The organism is Solwaraspora sp. WMMA2101 (genome assembly GCF_049179175.1).
Classification (GTDB): domain Bacteria; phylum Actinomycetota; class Actinomycetes; order Mycobacteriales; family Micromonosporaceae; genus Micromonospora_E.
Map to the genome: position 1 here is coordinate 1,455,248 of NZ_JBMHMA010000006.1, position 17,155 is coordinate 1,472,402.

At 72.4% G+C, this 17,155-nt stretch carries 12 protein-coding genes; 3 read left to right on the forward strand and 9 right to left on the reverse strand.

What is annotated here, in order from left to right; genetic code table 11:
* Nucleotides 1–52: 52 nt before the first annotated feature.
* The 6 genes from serA to ACN28F_RS07235 form a co-directional block, all read right to left on the reverse strand.
* Complete coding sequence (gene serA, locus ACN28F_RS07210) at nt 53–1,651, reverse strand: phosphoglycerate dehydrogenase (RefSeq protein ID WP_289207281.1); 1,599 nt, start codon at nt 1,649–1,651, stop codon at nt 53–55.
* A 322-nt stretch (nt 1,652–1,973) separates the two neighbouring features.
* A complete protein-coding gene (gene mpgS, locus ACN28F_RS07215; RefSeq protein ID WP_353850468.1) occupies nt 1,974–3,236 on the reverse strand; it encodes a mannosyl-3-phosphoglycerate synthase in 1,263 nt (420 codons plus the stop codon).
* Between the two features lie 173 nt (nt 3,237–3,409).
* Entirely contained in the window at nt 3,410–4,423 is a 1,014-nt protein-coding gene (ilvC, locus tag ACN28F_RS07220; RefSeq protein WP_289207283.1) for a ketol-acid reductoisomerase, read from the reverse strand.
* Between the two features lie 91 nt (nt 4,424–4,514).
* A complete protein-coding gene (gene ilvN / locus ACN28F_RS07225; RefSeq protein ID WP_282226123.1) occupies nt 4,515–5,030 on the reverse strand; it encodes an acetolactate synthase small subunit in 516 nt (171 codons plus the stop codon).
* A gap of 75 nt (nt 5,031–5,105) precedes the next feature.
* On the reverse strand, nt 5,106–7,001 hold the full coding sequence (locus ACN28F_RS07230; protein WP_289207284.1) for an acetolactate synthase large subunit: 1,896 nt from the start codon (nt 6,999–7,001) through the stop codon (nt 5,106–5,108).
* Between the two features lie 195 nt (nt 7,002–7,196).
* Complete coding sequence (locus ACN28F_RS07235; RefSeq protein WP_289207285.1) at nt 7,197–9,569, reverse strand: putative bifunctional diguanylate cyclase/phosphodiesterase; 2,373 nt, start codon at nt 9,567–9,569, stop codon at nt 7,197–7,199.
* Between the two features lie 131 nt (nt 9,570–9,700).
* On the opposite strand from ACN28F_RS07235, the gene ilvD reads away from it, so the two are divergent.
* The gene (ilvD, locus tag ACN28F_RS07240; RefSeq protein ID WP_289207286.1) at nt 9,701–11,548 is read left to right on the forward strand and encodes a dihydroxy-acid dehydratase; all 1,848 of its coding nucleotides are present in this window, start codon (nt 9,701–9,703) and stop codon (nt 11,546–11,548) included.
* A 69-nt stretch (nt 11,549–11,617) separates the two neighbouring features.
* Nucleotides 11,618–12,847 carry a DNA polymerase IV gene (dinB, locus tag ACN28F_RS07245; protein WP_289207287.1) on the forward strand — a complete coding sequence of 410 codons (1,230 nt, stop codon included), beginning with the start codon at nt 11,618–11,620 and terminating at the stop codon, nt 12,845–12,847.
* A 33-nt stretch (nt 12,848–12,880) separates the two neighbouring features.
* Here dinB and ACN28F_RS07250 read toward each other — a convergent pair whose 3' ends face one another.
* Nucleotides 12,881–13,432 carry a hypothetical protein gene (locus tag ACN28F_RS07250; protein WP_421357282.1) on the reverse strand — a complete coding sequence of 184 codons (552 nt, stop codon included), beginning with the start codon at nt 13,430–13,432 and terminating at the stop codon, nt 12,881–12,883.
* A gap of 71 nt (nt 13,433–13,503) precedes the next feature.
* Here ACN28F_RS07250 and ACN28F_RS07255 point away from each other — a divergent pair, with 71 nt between their 5' ends.
* The gene (locus ACN28F_RS07255) at nt 13,504–14,892 is read left to right on the forward strand and encodes a serine hydrolase domain-containing protein (RefSeq protein WP_421357283.1); all 1,389 of its coding nucleotides are present in this window, start codon (nt 13,504–13,506) and stop codon (nt 14,890–14,892) included.
* Between the two features lie 31 nt (nt 14,893–14,923).
* Here ACN28F_RS07255 and ACN28F_RS07260 read toward each other — a convergent pair whose 3' ends face one another.
* Nucleotides 14,924–15,493 (reverse strand): GNAT family N-acetyltransferase, encoded by a 570-nt coding sequence (locus ACN28F_RS07260; RefSeq protein ID WP_289207290.1) that lies wholly within the window; start codon nt 15,491–15,493, stop codon nt 14,924–14,926.
* A gap of 118 nt (nt 15,494–15,611) precedes the next feature.
* On the reverse strand, nt 15,612–17,138 hold the full coding sequence (locus ACN28F_RS07265) for an RNA polymerase sigma factor (protein WP_289207291.1): 1,527 nt from the start codon (nt 17,136–17,138) through the stop codon (nt 15,612–15,614).
* Nucleotides 17,139–17,155 lie beyond the last annotated feature (17 nt).

The following is a 17,155-nucleotide window of genomic DNA, read 5'->3' on the forward strand; positions in this document are numbered from 1 at the left end:
ACGAGGTCCCCGAACCGCCGCACCGGTACCTGCCTCGCTGTGGCGGTGACTCCTACTCGTCGCGCAGGTCGACGGCGCTGGCCGCGGTCGCCCCGATCGAACTGGCGGCGGTGCTCAGCGACTCCGCGCCGACCGCCGAGTCGACGGTGAGGGTCATCAGCGCCTCACCGCCGGCGGAGCGCCGGGCCACCTGCATCGCCGCGATGTTGACCCCGGCCTCGCCGAGGATCGACCCGATGCTGCCGACCACGCCGGGCCGGTCGGTGTACCGGAAGAACAGCAGGATGCCGTCGGCGGTGAGCTCCAGGTCGAACCCGTCGACCTCGGTCAGCCGGATGACGTCGCGACCGGCGGTGGAGACCACGGTGCCCGAGACGCTGACCGTACCGCCGTCGGGCAGCACCCCGCGGACCGTCACCAGGTTGGCGTGCTCGACGGTGTCCGGGTGGGTGACCAGCTCGACCTCGACACCCCGTTCGGCCGCCAGGTGCGGCGCGTTGACGTAGGTCACCTGCTCCTCGACCACCGAGGCGAACAGGCCCTTGGTCGCGGCGAGCTTGAGCACCGACACCTCGTTGGCGACGACCTCGCCGCGCACCTCGACGGTGACGCTGGCAGCGACCACCCCGGCGACCGCGGTGAAGACCTTGCCGAGCCGCTCGGCCAACGGCAGCAGCGGACGGACCTCCTCGGCGACCACGCCGCCGGCCTGGACGTTGACCGCGTCCGGCACGAACTCGCCCTGCAGGGCCAGCTTGACGCTGCGGGCCACGGCCAGCCCGGCCTTGTCCTGCGCCTCGGCGGTGGAGGCACCCAGGTGCGGGGTGGCCACCACGTTGTCGAAGGCGAACAGCGGCGAGGAGGTGCACGGCTCCTTGGCGTACACGTCGACACCGGCGCCGCCGACCCGGCCTTCGGCGAGGGCGTCGGCCAGCGCCTGCTCGTCGACGAGCCCGCCCCGGGCGGCGTTGACGATGCGGACCCCGGGCTTGACGATCGCCAGCTCCTTCTCGCCGATCAGACCGAGGGTCTCCGGGGTCTTCGGCAGGTGGATCGAGATGAAGTCGCTCTCCCGCAGCAGCTCCTCCAGCCCGACCAGGCGGACCCCGAGCTGCGCGGCCCGGGCCGGCTGGATGTACGGGTCGTAGGCGATCAGCCGGGTCCCGAAGGCCGCGATCCGCTGGGCGAACAGCACCCCGATGCGGCCGAGCCCGACGACGCCGACCGTCTTGCCCTGGATCTCCACGCCGGTGTACTTCGACCGCTTCCACTCGCCGGCCTTGAGCGCGGCGCTGGCGCTGGCGGTGTTGCGGGCCACCGCGAGCAGCAGGGCGATGGCCTGCTCGGCGGCGGAGACGATGTTCGAGGTCGGGGCGTTGACGACCATCACGCCACGGGCGGTGGCGGCCGGTACCTCGACGTTGTCCAGGCCGACCCCGGCCCGCGCGACCACCTTCAGTCGGGGGGCGGCGGCCAGCGCCTCGGCGTCGATCTGGGTGGCGCTGCGCACGATCACCGCGTGGGCGTCGGCGAGCGCGGCGAGCAGTGCGGGGCGGTCCGTGCCGTCGACGTGACGGACATCGAAGTCGTGGGCGAGCACGTCGATAGCGGCGGGCGCGAGCTCTTCGGCGATCAGTACGACAGGATTCATGGGTCCTCAAGGTCGTCCGGGACGGGTATCTGCGGCGGTGGGGCGCCGCTCTGCGCCCTACGCTTCCTCCCCGGCGGGTCTCGCACGGCACGGAGGCGGCCTACCCGCGATCGTAGGCGCACCCGTGGACGGCAGGACTCGGGGCCGGGGGTGAGGGCCCTCACAAATCAGACCTAACACCCGTCCGGCCGGGTCCTGCCGTCGACAGAAGCTCGACAGAAGCTCGGTAGACGCTCGGCGGATGTGACGAGGCCCGCGTGCGCGGGACACCCGTACCTGCTCCGGAACCGCCCCTGATCACCGCACGGGCCGGCGGCCGGACTCAGGTCGTGGCGACCGGTCCGACCGGTTGGCGTGGAATCCGGGCCCGGTCGATGACCCCCTCGCCGATCTGCCGGAACGTCTCGGCCTCCGCGTCCAGCGTGTCGAAGAGCAGGTCGAACGCGAGGGAACCGACCGGCGGATAGATCCGCTCGCGCGGCGGCTCGGCACCGGGGGCCAGCGCGCCCTGGGCGACCATGAACTCGACGATCGCCTCCCGTACGGCGGGCAGGCAGACCGGCGAGTGGTAGAGCACGTTCAGCGCCTGCATCCGCATGCCCTGGACGTGGTCCTCACCCTTGTTGTCGTGGAAGTGCGGGTTGCGGGTCTCGACCTGCAGCACCGGCACCGCGCTGGCGAGCACCGGCGGGCAGTCGCTCTCCAGGACCCCGCCGAAGCGCTCGAACAGGTCGACGTACTCGTAGGGTTCGACGGCGAAGCCGCCGGCCAGCCGTAGTCGCAGCCCCAGCTCGAGACTGAGGGCGTGTTCGCCGGCGTTGCCGGTGGCGATGACCTCGGTGCCGAATCCGGAGTACTCGGCGATCAGCCGGTTCAGGAAACTGTTGGTGATCTCGGAGCTGCGGCCCCGGCGGCTGAAGAACAGCCGGCCGTCACGCAGCTTGGGCTTGGAGTGCCAGGAGATCCGGACCATCGCGTACGGGCTGTCGGCCAGGTGCAGGCCGGCCGCGTAGACCTTGCAGTACTCGTGCACCGCACCTGGTACGTAGTTGTCCGCGTCGACGTAGCCGACGTACCGGCGACCGGTCAGCGCGGCCACCGCCATGCCGATCAGCATCGCCTCGCCCTTGCCGGTACGGACCAGCCCGCTGTCGTCGATCAGCTCCGGCATCCCGGCCGCCTTCATGGCTGCGGCCAGCCCGGGATCGCGCTGATGCACGGTGATGGCCGGACGGTCGGCGGACCGGCAGAACTGCTCGACCGTATGGGCCTCGATTTCATAACGGTCCACCGGCTGCCGGGCGCTGTTGGACACCAGCACGATCAGGCAGTCGTGCGGAATACCGGAGAGCACTCCTTCGATCACCCTGCGTGTCTCGTTCATACAGGGAATGACCACCACCAGATCACGTTCGATCGTGCGGATGTCGTCCTGCGATACGAGCCCACGCCCCAGATCACCCGCGGCATCCCCCGAGTCCAGCTCGATGACACGCTGAAGCTCATGGATGCGAACGGCACCGAAGCGCTCCGTACGGTGCGATTGCTCCAGACGCATGCGGGGCACATTACCCGAGCCCTGCATTAACTAGCTGTAACCGTAGGTCAATTACCGGTACCAGTGGCCAACTACCCGGAATCGACCCCGAGCCGCAATCTTCCGGTAACGCAGACCCCGGCAATATCGCCGCAGAGCCCGACACCAACTACCGTCGGTGACGGGCTCTGCGGATGGCCAGCGTCACTGGCCGTACTGACTCAGGCGGTCTCGGTGATCGGCCGGTCGACCCAGCTCATCATGCCGCGCAACTTGCGACCGGTCTCCTCGATCGGGTGCGCCGCACCCTCGGCCCGCCACTTGGCGAAGTTCGGCCGGCCGGCGTCGTCCTCGGCGATCCACTCGCGGGCGAACTCGCCCGACTGCACCTCGGCGAGGATCTTGCGCATCTCGTCCTTGACCCGGGCGTCCACCACCCGCGGCCCACGGGAGTAGTCGCCGTACTCGGCGGTGTCCGACACGCTGTACCGCATCCGCGCGATGCCGCCCTCGTACATCAGGTCGACGATCAGCTTCAGCTCGTGCAGGCACTCGAAGTACGCGATCTCCGGCGCGTAGCCGGCCTCGGTGAGCACCTCGAAACCGGTCTGCACCAGCGCCGCCGCGCCACCGCAGAGCACCGCCTGCTCACCGAACAGGTCGGTCTCGGTCTCCTCCTTGAAGGTGGTCTTGATCACGCCGGCCCGGGTGCCACCGATCGCCTTGGCGTACGCCAGGGCCAGGTCGAAGGCGGTGCCGGTGGCGTCCTGCTCGACCGCGACCAGCGCGGGCACGCCCTTGCCGTCGACGTACTGCCGGCGCACCAGGTGACCGGGGCCCTTCGGGGCCACCATCGCCACGTCCACGTCGGCCGGCGGCGTGATGAACCCGTACCGGATGTTCAGGCCGTGGCCGAAGAACAGCGCCTTGCCGGCGGTCAGGTGCGGGGCGATCGCCTCGGTGTAGAGCGACCGTTGCGCGGTGTCCGGCGCCAGCACCATGATCACGTCGGCCTCGGCCGACGCCTCGGCCGGGGTCAGCACCCGCAGCCCCTGCTCCTGCGCCTTGGCCCGGCTCTTGGAGCCCTCCGGCAGGCCGATCACGACGTCGACGCCGGAGTCACGCAGCGACAGCGCGTGGGCGTGGCCCTGGCTGCCGTACCCCAGCACGGCGACCTTCTTGCCCTGGATCAGGCCCAGGTCGGCGTCGTCGTCGTAGAACACCTCTGCGGTCATGACTTCCCTCTCGTGTGTCCGGCCACGGTGGCCGGCGTTCTCTTCCGGGCGGCAGCGGTCTGCCGCAGGTCGACGGGTACGGCGTACCCGGTCAGGCGGCGCGCAGCGCCGGGCCGGTGGTGATCGACCGGGATCCGCGCCCGATCGCGACCAGGCCGGACTGCACCATCTCCTTGATCCCGAACGGTTCGAGATCGCGCAGCAGCGCCTCCAGCTTGTCCGAGGTGCCGGTGGCCTCGACGGTGAGGGTGTCCGGTGCGACGTCCACCACGCGGGCCCGGAACAGGTTGACCGTCTCCAGCACCTGCGAACGCATCGCGCGGTCCGCGCGGACCTTGACCAGCAGCAGCTGGCGGGCGACCGACACCGCCGGGTCGAGTTCCACGATCTTCAGTACGTTGACCAGCTTGTTCAGCTGCTTGGTCACCTGCTCCAGCGGCGACGACTCGGCGTCGACGACGATGGTGATCCGGGAGACCTCCGGATTCTCGGTCTCGCCGACCGCCAACGAGTCGATGTTGAACCCGCGCCGGGAGAACAGTCCGGAGACCCGGGCGAGTACGCCGGGCTTGTTCTCCACCAGCACGGAGAGCGTGTGCTTGGTCATCATTTCCTCGTCATGCTCGGATGGGCCGGATGGTCACAAGGTCGTTGCCGTGGATCGCACGGCACAGTTCGCGCGTCACAGATCGTCGTCGTCGAAGGCGGGCCGGACGTCGCGGGCGAACATGATCTCGTCGTTGCTGGTGCCGGCGGCCACCATCGGCCAGACCATCGCGTCCTTGCCGACCACGAAGTCGATCACGACCGGGACGTCGTTGATCTCCATCGCGGCGGCGATGGTCTTGTCGACGTCGGCGGCGTTCTCGCAGCGCATCCCGACGCAGCCGAGTGCCTCGGCCAGCTTCACGAAATCCGGGATCCGGTGCTTGTGGGTGCCCAGGTCGGTGTTGGAGTAGCGCTCGTTGTAGAACAGGGTCTGCCACTGCCGGACCATGCCCAGGTTGCCGTTGTTGATCAGCGCGATCTTGACCGGGATGCCCTCCAGGGCACAGGTGGCCAGCTCCTGGTTGGTCATCTGGAAGCAGCCGTCGCCGTCCACCGCCCACACGGTCGTCTCCGGCCGGCCGACCTTGGCGCCCATCGCCGCCGGGACTGCGTAGCCCATCGTGCCCAGCCCGCCGGAGTTGAGCCAGGTGTTCGGCTTCTCGTAGGAGATGAACTGCGAGGCCCACATCTGGTGCTGTCCGACGCCGGCGACGTAGATCGCGTCCGGCCCGGCCAGCTTGCCCAACCGCTGGATCACGTACTGCGGCGACAGCGTGCCGTCGTCGGGCTCGTCGTAGCCCAGCGGGTAGCGCTCCCGCAGGTCGTCGAGGGTGGTCCACCAGTCGGTCCGGTCACCGGCGCCGGCGCCGCCACGCGGCGCCGCCACCGGTCGGCTGCCGGGCGGCCCACCCCGCTGGGCGACCTGGTACGCCTCGATCAGCTCGTCGATGACGTGCCGGGCGTCGCCGACGATCGGCACGTCGGCGGCCCGGTTCTTGCCGATCTCGGCCGGGTCGATGTCGGCGTGCACCACCGCCGCGCCGGGGGCGAACGAGTCCAGCTTGCCGGTGACCCGGTCGTCGAAGCGGGCACCGAGCGCGACGATCAGGTCCGCCTTCTGCAGCGCGTACACGGCGGCCACGGTGCCGTGCATGCCGGGCATACCCAGGTGCTGCGGGTGCGAGTCGGGGAAGGCCCCCCGGGCCATCAGTGTGGTGACCACCGGGATGCCGGTCAGCTCGGCGAGCCGGAGCAGCCCCTCGGTGGCCTGGGCCTTGAGCACCCCGCCACCGACGTAGAGCACCGGGCGGCGGGCACCGGCCATCAGCCGGGCGGCCTCACGGATCTGCTTGCCGTGCGGGTGCAGGGTGGGCCGGTAGCCGGGCAGGTCCAGCGTCGGCGGCCAGGTGAAGGTGGTCTGCGCCTGCAGGACGTCCTTCGGGATGTCGACCAGAACCGGTCCGGGTCGGCCGGTGGCCGCCAGGTGGAACGCCTCGGCCAGCACCCGGGGGATCTCCTCGCCCGACTGGACCAGGTAGTTGTGCTTGGTGATCGGCAGGGTGATGCCCTGGATGTCGGCCTCCTGGAAGGCGTCGGTGCCGATCATGGGCCGGGCCACCTGGCCGGTGATCGCGACGATCGGCACCGAGTCCATGTAGGCGTCTGCGATCGGCGTGACCAGGTTGGTGGCGCCCGGACCGGAGGTGGCCATGCAGACCCCGACCCGGCCGGTGGCCTGGGCGTAGCCGGTGGCCGCGTGTCCGGCGCCCTGCTCGTGCCGGACCAGGATGTGCCGCACCGTCGAGTCGTACAACGGGTCGTAGGCCGGCAGGATCGCTCCGCCCGGGATACCGAACACGACGTCGACGCCGAGCGCCTCCAGGGACCGGACCAACGAGCTCGCGCCGGAGACCTGCACCGGCGCGGCCGGCGGCGGGGTTACGGCGTTGGCGAGGGTGGCCGGGGTGGGCGCGGCCGCCGCAGCCGGGTTGGCGCGGTGGGCGAGGGTCTCGGGCGTGGGTCTCGTCATGACGATTCAGGCCTTCAGCTCAGTGGTCTCGTGACAGGGTCTCGGCGGAAATCCGGCAGATGGGACCGATCGGCCGGAACCGGCTGGGGTACGGCAATAAAAACGGCCCTCGTGCAGATGCACGGGGCCAGCGCACTCTCGCGGGGAGAGTGCGCTCAGGTAAGTACTCGAGACGACAGAGTCAGCGACATGGGGCTAAGCCTGACGCATCTCACGCGATGAGTCAACTGATCTCACATCCTGGGCCGACGGTGTCGGGCCAACGCCGGTGGGCTGCGACGACGTGGCCGACCGGCCGACGGATCCCGATTCCGTACGCGACGACGGCACCTCCCGACGCCGGCCGCCGACGGACGTCGCCGCCGCCAGCATCGCCTCCAGATGCTCGGCCGGCACCCCCCAACCGAACAGCGCGCCCTGGCCGAACCGGCAGCCGGCATCCACCACCACCGCCAGCTCCGCCTGGTTCGTCACCCCCTCGGCGATCACCTCCAGGCCCAGCTGGTGGCCGAGCCGCATCACCACGTCCACCATCGGCGCGAACGCCCGCCGACCGGGCGGTGGCGCCACCGGCCGCCCCTGCTCCGCCACCAGGCTGTGATCGATCTTGAGGATGTCGATCGGCAGGTTGCGCAGCTGCCCGAGCGACGAGTAGCCGGCACCGAAATCGTCCAGGGCGATCCGTACGCCGGTGGCCCGCAGCGCCGTCAACCGACGGATCAGCTCGGCCAAGTCCCGGGCGACCGCGTGCTCGGTCACCTCCAGCACCAACCGCTGCGGCGGCACCCGGTGCCGCCGCAGCGCCTCGTCGACCTGCAGGACGTACGCCGGCGCGTGCAGCTCGTGCGGCGAGACGTTCACCGACACCCACACGTCGTGCCCCTCGGCCAGCCAGCGGGCCAACTGCCGGCACGCCTCGTCGAGCACCCAGGCACCCAACCGGTTGATCATCCCGCACTCCTCGGCGAGCGGAATGAACTCGTCCGGCGGCACCCGGCCCAGCTCAGGATGGTGCCAACGGATCAACGCCTCGGCACCGACCGGACGCACCGACGGCACCGCCACCACCGGTTGGAAGGCCAACCGCAGCTCGTCGCGGTCGATCGCCCCGCGCATCTCGTGCTCCAGCAGGGTCCGCCGCCGCTGGGCCTGGTCGTAGGAGACGTCGTACTGCTCCACCCGGTTCTTGCCCCGCTGCTTCGCCGCCCGCAACGCCAGATCGGCGTTGCGCAGCAGCGTCGGCACGTCCGGGGCGGTCGACCGGCACGCCATGCCGATACTCGCCGAGACGTAGATCGGCCCCTTGTCGTGCGGGTACGGCTCGTTGAGCACGGCCAGCAGCCGGGCACCGAGGCGGTGCGCCGCCTCCGCGTCGGCCACCGGCAGAAGGACGGCGAACTCGTCACCGCCGAGCCGGGCGGCGACCCCGACACCACCCACCTCTGCCGCGAGCCGCCGGCCGACCTCGATCAGCACGGCGTCGCCGACGTCGTGGCCCTGCATGTCGTTGACCGTCTTGAAGCCGTCCAGGTCCAGGGCGATCAGCCTACCGGGCCGCGCGTCGGCGACCCAGTCGTACAGCTCACGCAGCAGCGCCCGACGGTTGGCCAGGCCGGTCAGCGGATCGGTGTGCGCCAGGTTGCGGTAGTGCGCCTCGCGGTTGGCCAGCTGGTCGGCGTAGCGGCGCACGTCGAGCAGGGCCACGTACTGCCGGGCGACCAGGACGAACCCCTCCAGGCAGCCGACCAGCACGGCCAGCGGGCTGAACACCCCGCCGCGCAGCGTGTGGTAGAGACCGGCGGCGGCGATCACCACCATCGGCAGGAACACGTAACCGGACCCCCGGCGGACCGGCGCCGTGGCGGCGTCCACGCCGCGCCGCCCCGCCCGCGCGGCGCCGAGGCACAGCAACAGCAGCCCCACCGGTAGCACCGCCGCGCTGGCCGACACCAGGCCGGAGCCGGCGGAACCCGCCCCGACGGCCACGCCGGTCGCGGCGAACCCGACGACGAGCGCACCGACGCCGCTGAGCACCGGCCCGTCGTCGCCCGCCCCGGTCACCTGCAGCGTGCTCACCACCGTGACACCGCCGATCGCCGCGAGCGTGGCCAGGCTCAGCAGCAACCCCCCGGGTGTGGCCGGGGTGGCCGGGCCGAGCAGCCGGGTCGGCTCGACCACCAGGACCCAGCCGGTGAACCACAGCGCGGCGCCGACCGCGAGGCAGTCCAGCAGATGCCGCAGCGTCGGCGTCGGACGCCCGGGCGCCGGCAGCCGCAACAGCCCCCAGGCCAGCACCAGCCCGCTGACCGCACCGCCGACCGCGACACCGGTGCCGAGCAGCGCGCGCTGGGCCTCGTACCGCTCCCCTTCGCCGACCAGCGTCACCACCGCGACCAGGGCGACCAGCACGGTCGCGGTGAACCCGCCGGCACCGAGCACGACGAGCCGGTACGCCTGCCGCAGCGCCCCGGTCAGCCGGCGGCCGGCGACGAACAGCCACACCGTGCCGAGCGCAGCCGCCACCCCGCTCGCCAATGCGAGCGCCTGCATGCCCGGGGGGAGGTGCACGCCACAACTGTGCCGGATCGGTGTCGCGCCGTGGTGCCGGGGTCGGCCCGCCGGCCGGCAAACATCCCGACACGTGAAACGCGCCACGGCTGGCCGGGCCGACGCGGCAACCGTGGTGTAACACTTGGCGAATGCCTGAGCTGCGGTCGAAGACCTCCACGCACGGTCGGACGATGGCCGGTGCCCGGGCCCTCTGGCGGGCCACCGGGATGACCGACGACGACTTCGGTAAGCCGATCGTGGCCATCGCCAACAGCTTCACCCAGTTCGTGCCCGGCCACGTACACCTCAAGGACCTCGGCGGTCTGGTCGCCGATTCGATCGCCGAGGCCGGCGGGGTCGGCCGCGAGTTCAACACGATCGCCGTCGACGACGGCATCGCCATGGGCCACGGCGGCATGCTCTACTCGCTGCCCAGCCGGGAGTTGATCGCCGACGCCGTCGAGTACATGGTCAACGCCCACTGCGCCGACGCGCTGGTCTGCATCTCCAACTGCGACAAGATCACCCCGGGCATGTTGCTCGCCGCGCTGCGGCTCAACATCCCGACCGTGTTCGTCTCCGGCGGCCCGATGGAGGCCGGCAAGACCGTCGCCGTCGAGGGCGTGGTGCACGCCAAGCTCGACCTGATCGACGCGATGATCGCCGCGTCGAACGACGCCGTCACCGACGCCCAGCTCGACACCATCGAGCGCTCCGCCTGCCCGACCTGCGGCTCCTGCTCCGGCATGTTCACCGCCAACTCGATGAACTGCCTGACCGAGGCGGTCGGGCTGGCGCTGCCGGGCAACGGGTCGGTGCTGGCCACCCACGCCGCGCGGCGGTCGCTGTTCGTCGAGGCCGGCCGGACCGTCGTGGAGATCGCCAAGCGGTGGTACGACGGCGACGACGCCTCGGTGCTGCCCCGCTCGGTGGCCAGCCGGGCGGCGTTCGAGAACGCGGTCGCCCTGGACGTGGCGATGGGTGGCTCCACCAACACCGTGCTGCACCTGCTGGCGGCCGCCCGCGAGGCGGAGCTCGACTTCGGCGTCGCCGACATCGACGCCATCTCCCGTCGGGTGCCCTGCCTGTCGAAGGTCGCGCCGAACACACCGAAGTACCACATGGAGGACGTGCACCGGGCCGGTGGCATCCCGGCGCTGCTCGGCGAGCTGGACCGGGCCGGCGCGCTGCGCCGCGACGTGCACGCGGTGCACTCGCCGTCGCTGGACAAGTGGCTGGCCGACTGGGACATCCGGGGCGGCTCGCCGATCCCGGAGGCGGTCGAGCTGTTCCACGCCGCGCCCGGTGGGGTGCGTACCACCGAACCGTTCTCCACCACGAACCGCTGGTCCAGCCTGGACACCGACGCGGCGCAGGGCTGCATCCGGGACGTGGCGCACGCCTACTCCGCCGACGGCGGCCTGGCGATCCTGCACGGCAACCTGGCCCCGCAGGGCGCGGTGGTCAAGACCGCCGGGGTGCCCGACGACTGCCTGACGTTCCGTGGCCCGGCCAAGGTGTACGAGTCACAGGAGGACACCGTCTCGGCGATCCTCGCCGGCGAGGTGGTCGCCGGTGACGTGGTCGTCGTCCGCTACGAAGGACCCAAGGGCGGGCCGGGCATGCAGGAGATGCTCTACCCCACATCGTTCCTCAAGGGCCGTGGTCTCGGCCGGGCCTGCGCGCTGATCACCGACGGCCGGTTCTCCGGCGGCACCTCCGGGCTGTCCATCGGGCACGCCTCCCCCGAGGCAGCCTCCGGTGGGCTGATCGCCCTGGTCGAGCCCGGTGACGAGATCGTCATCGACATCCCGGCCCGCAAGCTCGAGCTCAACGTGCCCGACGAGGTGCTGCAGGCCCGCCGGATCGCCCAGGAGAAGCGGGACCGCCCGTACACCCCGGTCGACCGGGACCGGCCGGTGTCGGCGGCGCTGCGGGCGTACGCCTCGATGGCCACCTCGGCCAGCGACGGCGCCTACCGCCTCGTCCCGGAGTAGTCACCGCGGACCTCGGCCGTACGGACAGGTCAGCCCGGGTTGGTCGAACATCTGTGCGATGATGGCGCGGTGGCGGGTGAGGCCAACATCCTGCACGCCGACCTGGACGCCTTCTACGCCTCGGTCGAGCAGCGCGACGACCCCCGGCTGCGCGGGCGGCCGGTGATCGTCGGTGCCGGCGTGGTGCTGGCGGCCAGCTACGAGGCCAAGGCTCGCGGCGTACGGACTGCGATGCCGGGGCAGCGAGCCCGGCTGATCTGCCCGGAGGCAGTGGTGGTGCCGCCCCGGATGGCGGCCTACACGGCGGCCAGCCGGGCGGTGTTCGAGGTGTTCCGGCAGACCACCCCGCTTGTCGAGCCGCTCTCCATCGACGAGGCGTTCCTCGACGTCGGCGGGCTGCGCCGGCTCGCGGGAGCGCCGGCCGACATCGCCGCCCGGCTGCGGGTCGCGGTCCGCGACCAGGTCGGACTGCCGATCACCGTCGGGGTGGCGCGCACCAAGTTCCTCGCCAAGGTCGCCAGCGGCGTCGCCAAACCGGACGGGCTACTGGTCGTGCCGCCCGGCGAGGAGCTGGCGTTCCTGCATCCGCTGCCGGTCGAACGACTCTGGGGCGTCGGCCCGGTCACCGCCGGCAAACTACGCGAACGCGGCATCACCACGGTCGGTCGGGTGGCCGGCCTCGGGGAAGCGGCGCTGGTCAGCATCGTCGGCGCGGCCGCCGGCCGACACCTGCACGCCCTCGCCCACAATCGGGACCCCCGCCGGGTGCAGACCGGCGGCCGACGCGGCTCCATCGGCTCCCAGCAGGCGCTCGGCCGGGCCAGTCGAGAATTGACCGACGTCGACGCGATCCTCGCCGGGCTGGTCGACCGGGTCGGCCGGCGGATGCGGGCCGCCGGCCGGACCGGCCGGACGGTGACCCTGCGGTTGCGCTTCGGCGACTTCACCAAGGCCACCCGGGCGCACACCCTGCCCCGGGCCACCGCGCAGACCGACGTCATCCTCGGCGCCGCCCGGCAGCTGCTGGCCGCCGCCGCACCGATCATCGGCGAACGCGGGCTCACCCTGGTCGGCGTCTCGGTCGGCAACCTCGACGACGGGCACGCCACCCAACTGGCCCTGCCGCTGGAGCAGACCGGTACGCCGGACGGCGGCGAATCGCCGACCGGGACGACCCGGCGGGAGAACCTGGACGCCGCGCTCGACGCGGTCCGGGACCGCTTCGGCTCCCGCGCGGTCGACCGCGCGGTGCTGCTCGGCCGCGACCTCGGCCCCGCCGCCCCACTGCTGCCGGACTGAAACCTTGCAGCGGCGCCGCCACCCGATGCAGATCTACTGCGGCGCTGCCGGCCACAGCTCGACGGCACCGGCCGCCGCCTGCCGGATCAGCGCCCCGGAGACCTCCACCCGACTGTGCGCGACGTCGCGCGCCGGCCAGGCACACTCCACTGTGACTGGGCCTTCCGGCGGCAGCGGCCACACCCAGAACCGGGCGTCGTGCCGCTGCTGGTCGCTGCTGGCCACGACCGGCACCAGCAGCGGTCCGGTCGGTTCCCGGTCGTCCGGCGGCGGATCCCGGTGCAGGCTGCTCAACGACGTACCGTCGGCGAACCGGACCATCACCTGCAACCCGCCGACCCCCTCGACCGGGGTCCGCGGCCGGGGTGGCCCAGCGTGCCCGTCCGGGTCCGCGACCCGCAGGATCGCGCTGATCTCGAACTCGAAACCCGTCGGGTACGCCAACAGGCTGGTCAGGATCACCGCCGCCCGGTCGCTGCGGGCCAGCAGCAACTGTCCGGCGACGACACCGCCGAGCACCGCCACCGGACGGGCCAGCCAGGGCGGCGCACCCTCGGGTGCCCGCGCGGGATCTGCAGTCTCCATCGGCTCACCATGCCACGAAGCGGCCCCGATCGGGGGCACCGCGACCGGCCACGCCGGGCACAATGGCGGGCATGGACGCCGATCTGCTGCCGCAGACCCGCCGGGCGTTGCTGCACCGGATCGCCACTGGCCAGGCCGACGGCCGCGCCCCGTCGATGGTCGCGGCCGTGGTCCGCAGCACCGGACCGGTCTGGACCGCCACCCGTGGCGAGGTCGACGGCGCGTCGCCACACACATCGACCGGCTACCGGATCGGTTCGCTCAGCAAGACCTTCACCGCGGTCCAGGTGCTGCGGCTGCGCGACGATGGGCTACTCGAGCTGACCGACCCGATCGGACGGCATCTGCCCGGCTGTGGCGTCGAGGCGACAGTCGCGCAGCTGCTGGCGCACACCGCCGGGCTGCCCGCCGAACCGCCCGGTCCGTGGTGGGAACGGACCCCCGGCACGCTACGGCCCGACCTGTCCGACGTGCTCGGCACCGCGCAGGACCGGTGGCCGGCCGGGCACTGGCACCGATACTCCAACCCCGGGTACGCCCTGCTCGGTCAACTGGTCGAGCGGCTACGCGGCCGGCCCTGGGGGGATGCGTTGCGTGCCGACGTGCTCGGCCCGCTCGGCATGGCCGACACCGGGGTCGCGCCGCCCCGCCGGGTGGCCGCCGGCTGGGCTGTGCATCCATGGGCGGACGTGCTGCTGCCCGAGCCGACCGAGGACTACGGCCTCGTCGCCCCGGCGGGACAGCTGTGGTCCACCGTCGCCGACCTCAGCCGGTTCGCGACGTTCCTCCTCGATGGGAATCCGCGGGTGCTCTCCACCGAGGCACTGACGATGATGCGGACCGCCGCCTCGCCGCCGGAGAGCGCAGACCCCGATTACGGGTACGGCCTGGGTATGCAGCTGCTGCGGCACGAGGGGCTCACGTTGGCCGGGCACACCGGCTCGGTGCCGGGTTTCGTCACCGCGCTGTGGACCTGCCCTGACTCCGACGTCGCCGCGATCGTGCTGGCCAACGTCACCAGTGGGCCACAGGTCGACGACATTGCCGCCGACCTGGTGAAGATTGTCGCCGACCGGGAGCCGGCGATCCCGCCACCGTGGCGGCCGGCAGCAGGCGTCGACCTGACGCTGCTCGACCTGACCGGGCCGTGGTACTGGGGTCCACGGCCGGTGGCGATCCGGCTGCTGGGCGACGGCACGCTGCAGCTCACCCCGATCGGCAAGGCGGGTCGGGGCACCCGCTTCCGCTCCAACGGCGACGACACCTGGGCCGGAATCGACGGCTTCTACGCCGGCGAGACGTTGCGGGTGGTCCGCGACGCGACCGGCGCGGTCGACCATCTCGACCTCGGCACGCTGATACTGACCCGGGGGCCATACGAACCGGCATCGGCGGTGCCGGGCGGGGTCGACCCGGCCGGCTGGCGTACCGGATCGGGGTCCTCAACCGGGAGGACCTGATCGCTGGACGGCCAGCGCGCCGGCGGGTTCGTCAGCGGATCCGCTGGCTGAGAATCTGCCCCGGCCACGGGCCGCCGGGCTGGTCGATGGTGAACGGCTCGGCGGCGGTGAACCCGGCCCGCTCGTAGTAGCGCACCAGCGCCCGGTCGCCACCGGCGTAGCAGTCGACCCGCAGCAGGGTCGCCCGCCGGTCGACGGCGATCCGCCGGGCCTCGTCCAGCAGCGCCCCGCCGATCCCACGACCGGCCCAACCACGGTCGGTGACCAGCAGGTTCACGTACAGCTCGGGTTCGTTGACCGGGGGGACGTAGGACCGGGCCACGCCGACGGCGAGCGCCCCGACGACCCGCTCGCCGTCGCCGGGTACGCAGGCCAGCACCAGCCCGCTCTCCCTGGCCCAGCCGGTGACCATGGCGATCCGCCGCGGATTCGTCGACTGCGGCTCGGTCCCCCACTGCCCGGTCCGGCCCTGTTCGGCCAGCCAGCGCACCGCGTCGTCGATCAGGGCGAGGACCGCCGGCACGTCGCTCTCCGTGCCGACCCGGTGGTACACGGACGCCGGGTCGGTGGTGTCAGGTCCGCCGTCGGGGGTGCGCTGCATGCCGGACATCCTGCCGGTTCGACCGACGTGCCGTCGACCGGGCAGGAGGTCGGTCACAGTCCGCGCGCCCGGTCAACTCGGCGCAGCGCGGCCGGTCAGCTCGGCGCAGCGCGCCCGGTCAGCCCGGCGGCGGGCACGGGTTGGTGACCGGGTACGGCCCGGCACCGGCCTGTCGCCCGTCGCCGTCGACGACGGTGACCCGCCAGGTCACCGCCGCAACGGCCACCTGCTCGACCTGGCCGGTCACCGTCTCACCCGTGACGGTCATCGTCACCTCGCCGCCTCGGGCGGGCTGCGAACCCGGGGCGACGAGGCCACCGGGCCCACCCGGACCGGACCCGGACGTCGGTGCGGTCGTCGGGCCGGCGTTCGACGACGGCGACGGGTCGCCCCCACCAGCGGTCCAGGTGAGCACCGCCGACTCGGCGAGGCCACCGGCCACGGTGGCGACCACCCGCAGCCGGTACCGGCTGGATCCGGTGCAGGTGACCGTCACCTCGGCCGCAACGGTCAATGGCGGCGCTGGTGGCGCCGGATCCGACGGACGCGGACCACCGCTCGGCGGCAGGCTGGTGGGCGGTGCCGAGGCCGTCGGCACCGCCGAACTGGTCGGCCCGGCGGTGCTGGTCGGCGCCGCCGACACCGGAGCGGCCAGCGTCGGTGGCGGCTCGGGCGCTGACCGCGCAGTGTCGTCGACCGCGCCGAGCCGGGGCACCATGACGGCACCGCCGAGCAGCAACGCCAGCACTCCGGCCGCCGCCACGACCGCGGTCGTCCGCCGGCCGGGCGGCCCGGGCGACCGGCGGGGAAACCCGGTCGCCGGGTCGAATCGGCCCGCCCGGCGGTCGATCCGGGCACGGGCCGCCGCCTCGGCCGGGTCGGTGTGGGTCGACACCAGTCGGGGCCAGAGATCTGCCGGTACGGCGAGCAACGGCAGCGTCGCGTACGCGGAGAACAGCGCCGCCGGGTGCACCTGCTGCCGGCGCCGGTCGGCGCAGGTGGTGCAGCCGTCGACGTGCCGGCTGACCCGTTTGCGCAGCAGCACCGTGAGGGTGCCGTCCCAGCCGCGCAGCAGCCCGGCCAGATCGGCGCAGTCGGCGGTACCGGTCCGGGCCACCAACAGTGCGCCGACGGCCCGTTCGAGCTGGGCCCGCACCCGGGACAGCCGGGCGTGCGCGTGGCTGTCGGAGACGCCGAGCACCGCACCGACCTCGGCGGCGGACAGCTCGTGCCGGATGGACAGCTCGAAGACCTGCCGGTCGCCGGGATTGAGCCCGGCGGCGGCGGCCCAGACCAGCTCGCGGATCTGCTCGGCGCTCAGCCCGGTGACCGGGTCGACCGACGCCGCCGGCAGCTGGCCGGCCTCCTCCAGTGGCAGGTGCCGCTGTCGGCCACGCATCACCCGCAGGCACTCGTTGCGGGCGATGGCGTACAGCCACGGGCGCAGCCGGTCCGGGTCGCGCAGCTGCGCCGCCCGCTGCCCGGCCAGGACGAACGTGTCGTGCACCGCGTCGGCCGCCGCGTCGGCGTCACGCAGCAGAAACCGGCAGTACGTGAACAGCCGGTCGGCGTACGCCCGGTACGCACCGTCGAGGCCGCGCGGGTCACCGGCAACCAGCGCGGCCACGACGGTCCGGTCGTCCATACCGGTGATGCTAGGCG

Coding starts and splice junctions, on each gene's coding strand:
- serA (WP_289207281.1), bottom strand. CDS start 1,651: ATGAATCCTGTCGTACTGATCGCCGAAGAGCTCGCGCCCGCCGCTATC.
- mpgS (WP_353850468.1), bottom strand. CDS start 3,236: ATGCAGGGCTCGGGTAATGTGCCCCGCATGCGTCTGGAGCAATCGCAC.
- ilvC (WP_289207283.1), bottom strand. CDS start 4,423: ATGACCGCAGAGGTGTTCTACGACGACGACGCCGACCTGGGCCTGATC.
- ilvN (WP_282226123.1), bottom strand. CDS start 5,030: ATGACCAAGCACACGCTCTCCGTGCTGGTGGAGAACAAGCCCGGCGTA.
- ACN28F_RS07230 (WP_289207284.1), bottom strand. CDS start 7,001: ATGACGAGACCCACGCCCGAGACCCTCGCCCACCGCGCCAACCCGGCT.
- ilvD (WP_289207286.1), top strand. CDS start 9,701: ATGCCTGAGCTGCGGTCGAAGACCTCCACGCACGGTCGGACGATGGCC.
- ACN28F_RS07250 (WP_421357282.1), bottom strand. CDS start 13,432: ATGGAGACTGCAGATCCCGCGCGGGCACCCGAGGGTGCGCCGCCCTGG.
- ACN28F_RS07255 (WP_421357283.1), top strand. CDS start 13,504: ATGGACGCCGATCTGCTGCCGCAGACCCGCCGGGCGTTGCTGCACCGG.
- ACN28F_RS07260 (WP_289207290.1), bottom strand. CDS start 15,493: ATGCAGCGCACCCCCGACGGCGGACCTGACACCACCGACCCGGCGTCC.
- ACN28F_RS07265 (WP_289207291.1), bottom strand. CDS start 17,138: ATGGACGACCGGACCGTCGTGGCCGCGCTGGTTGCCGGTGACCCGCGC.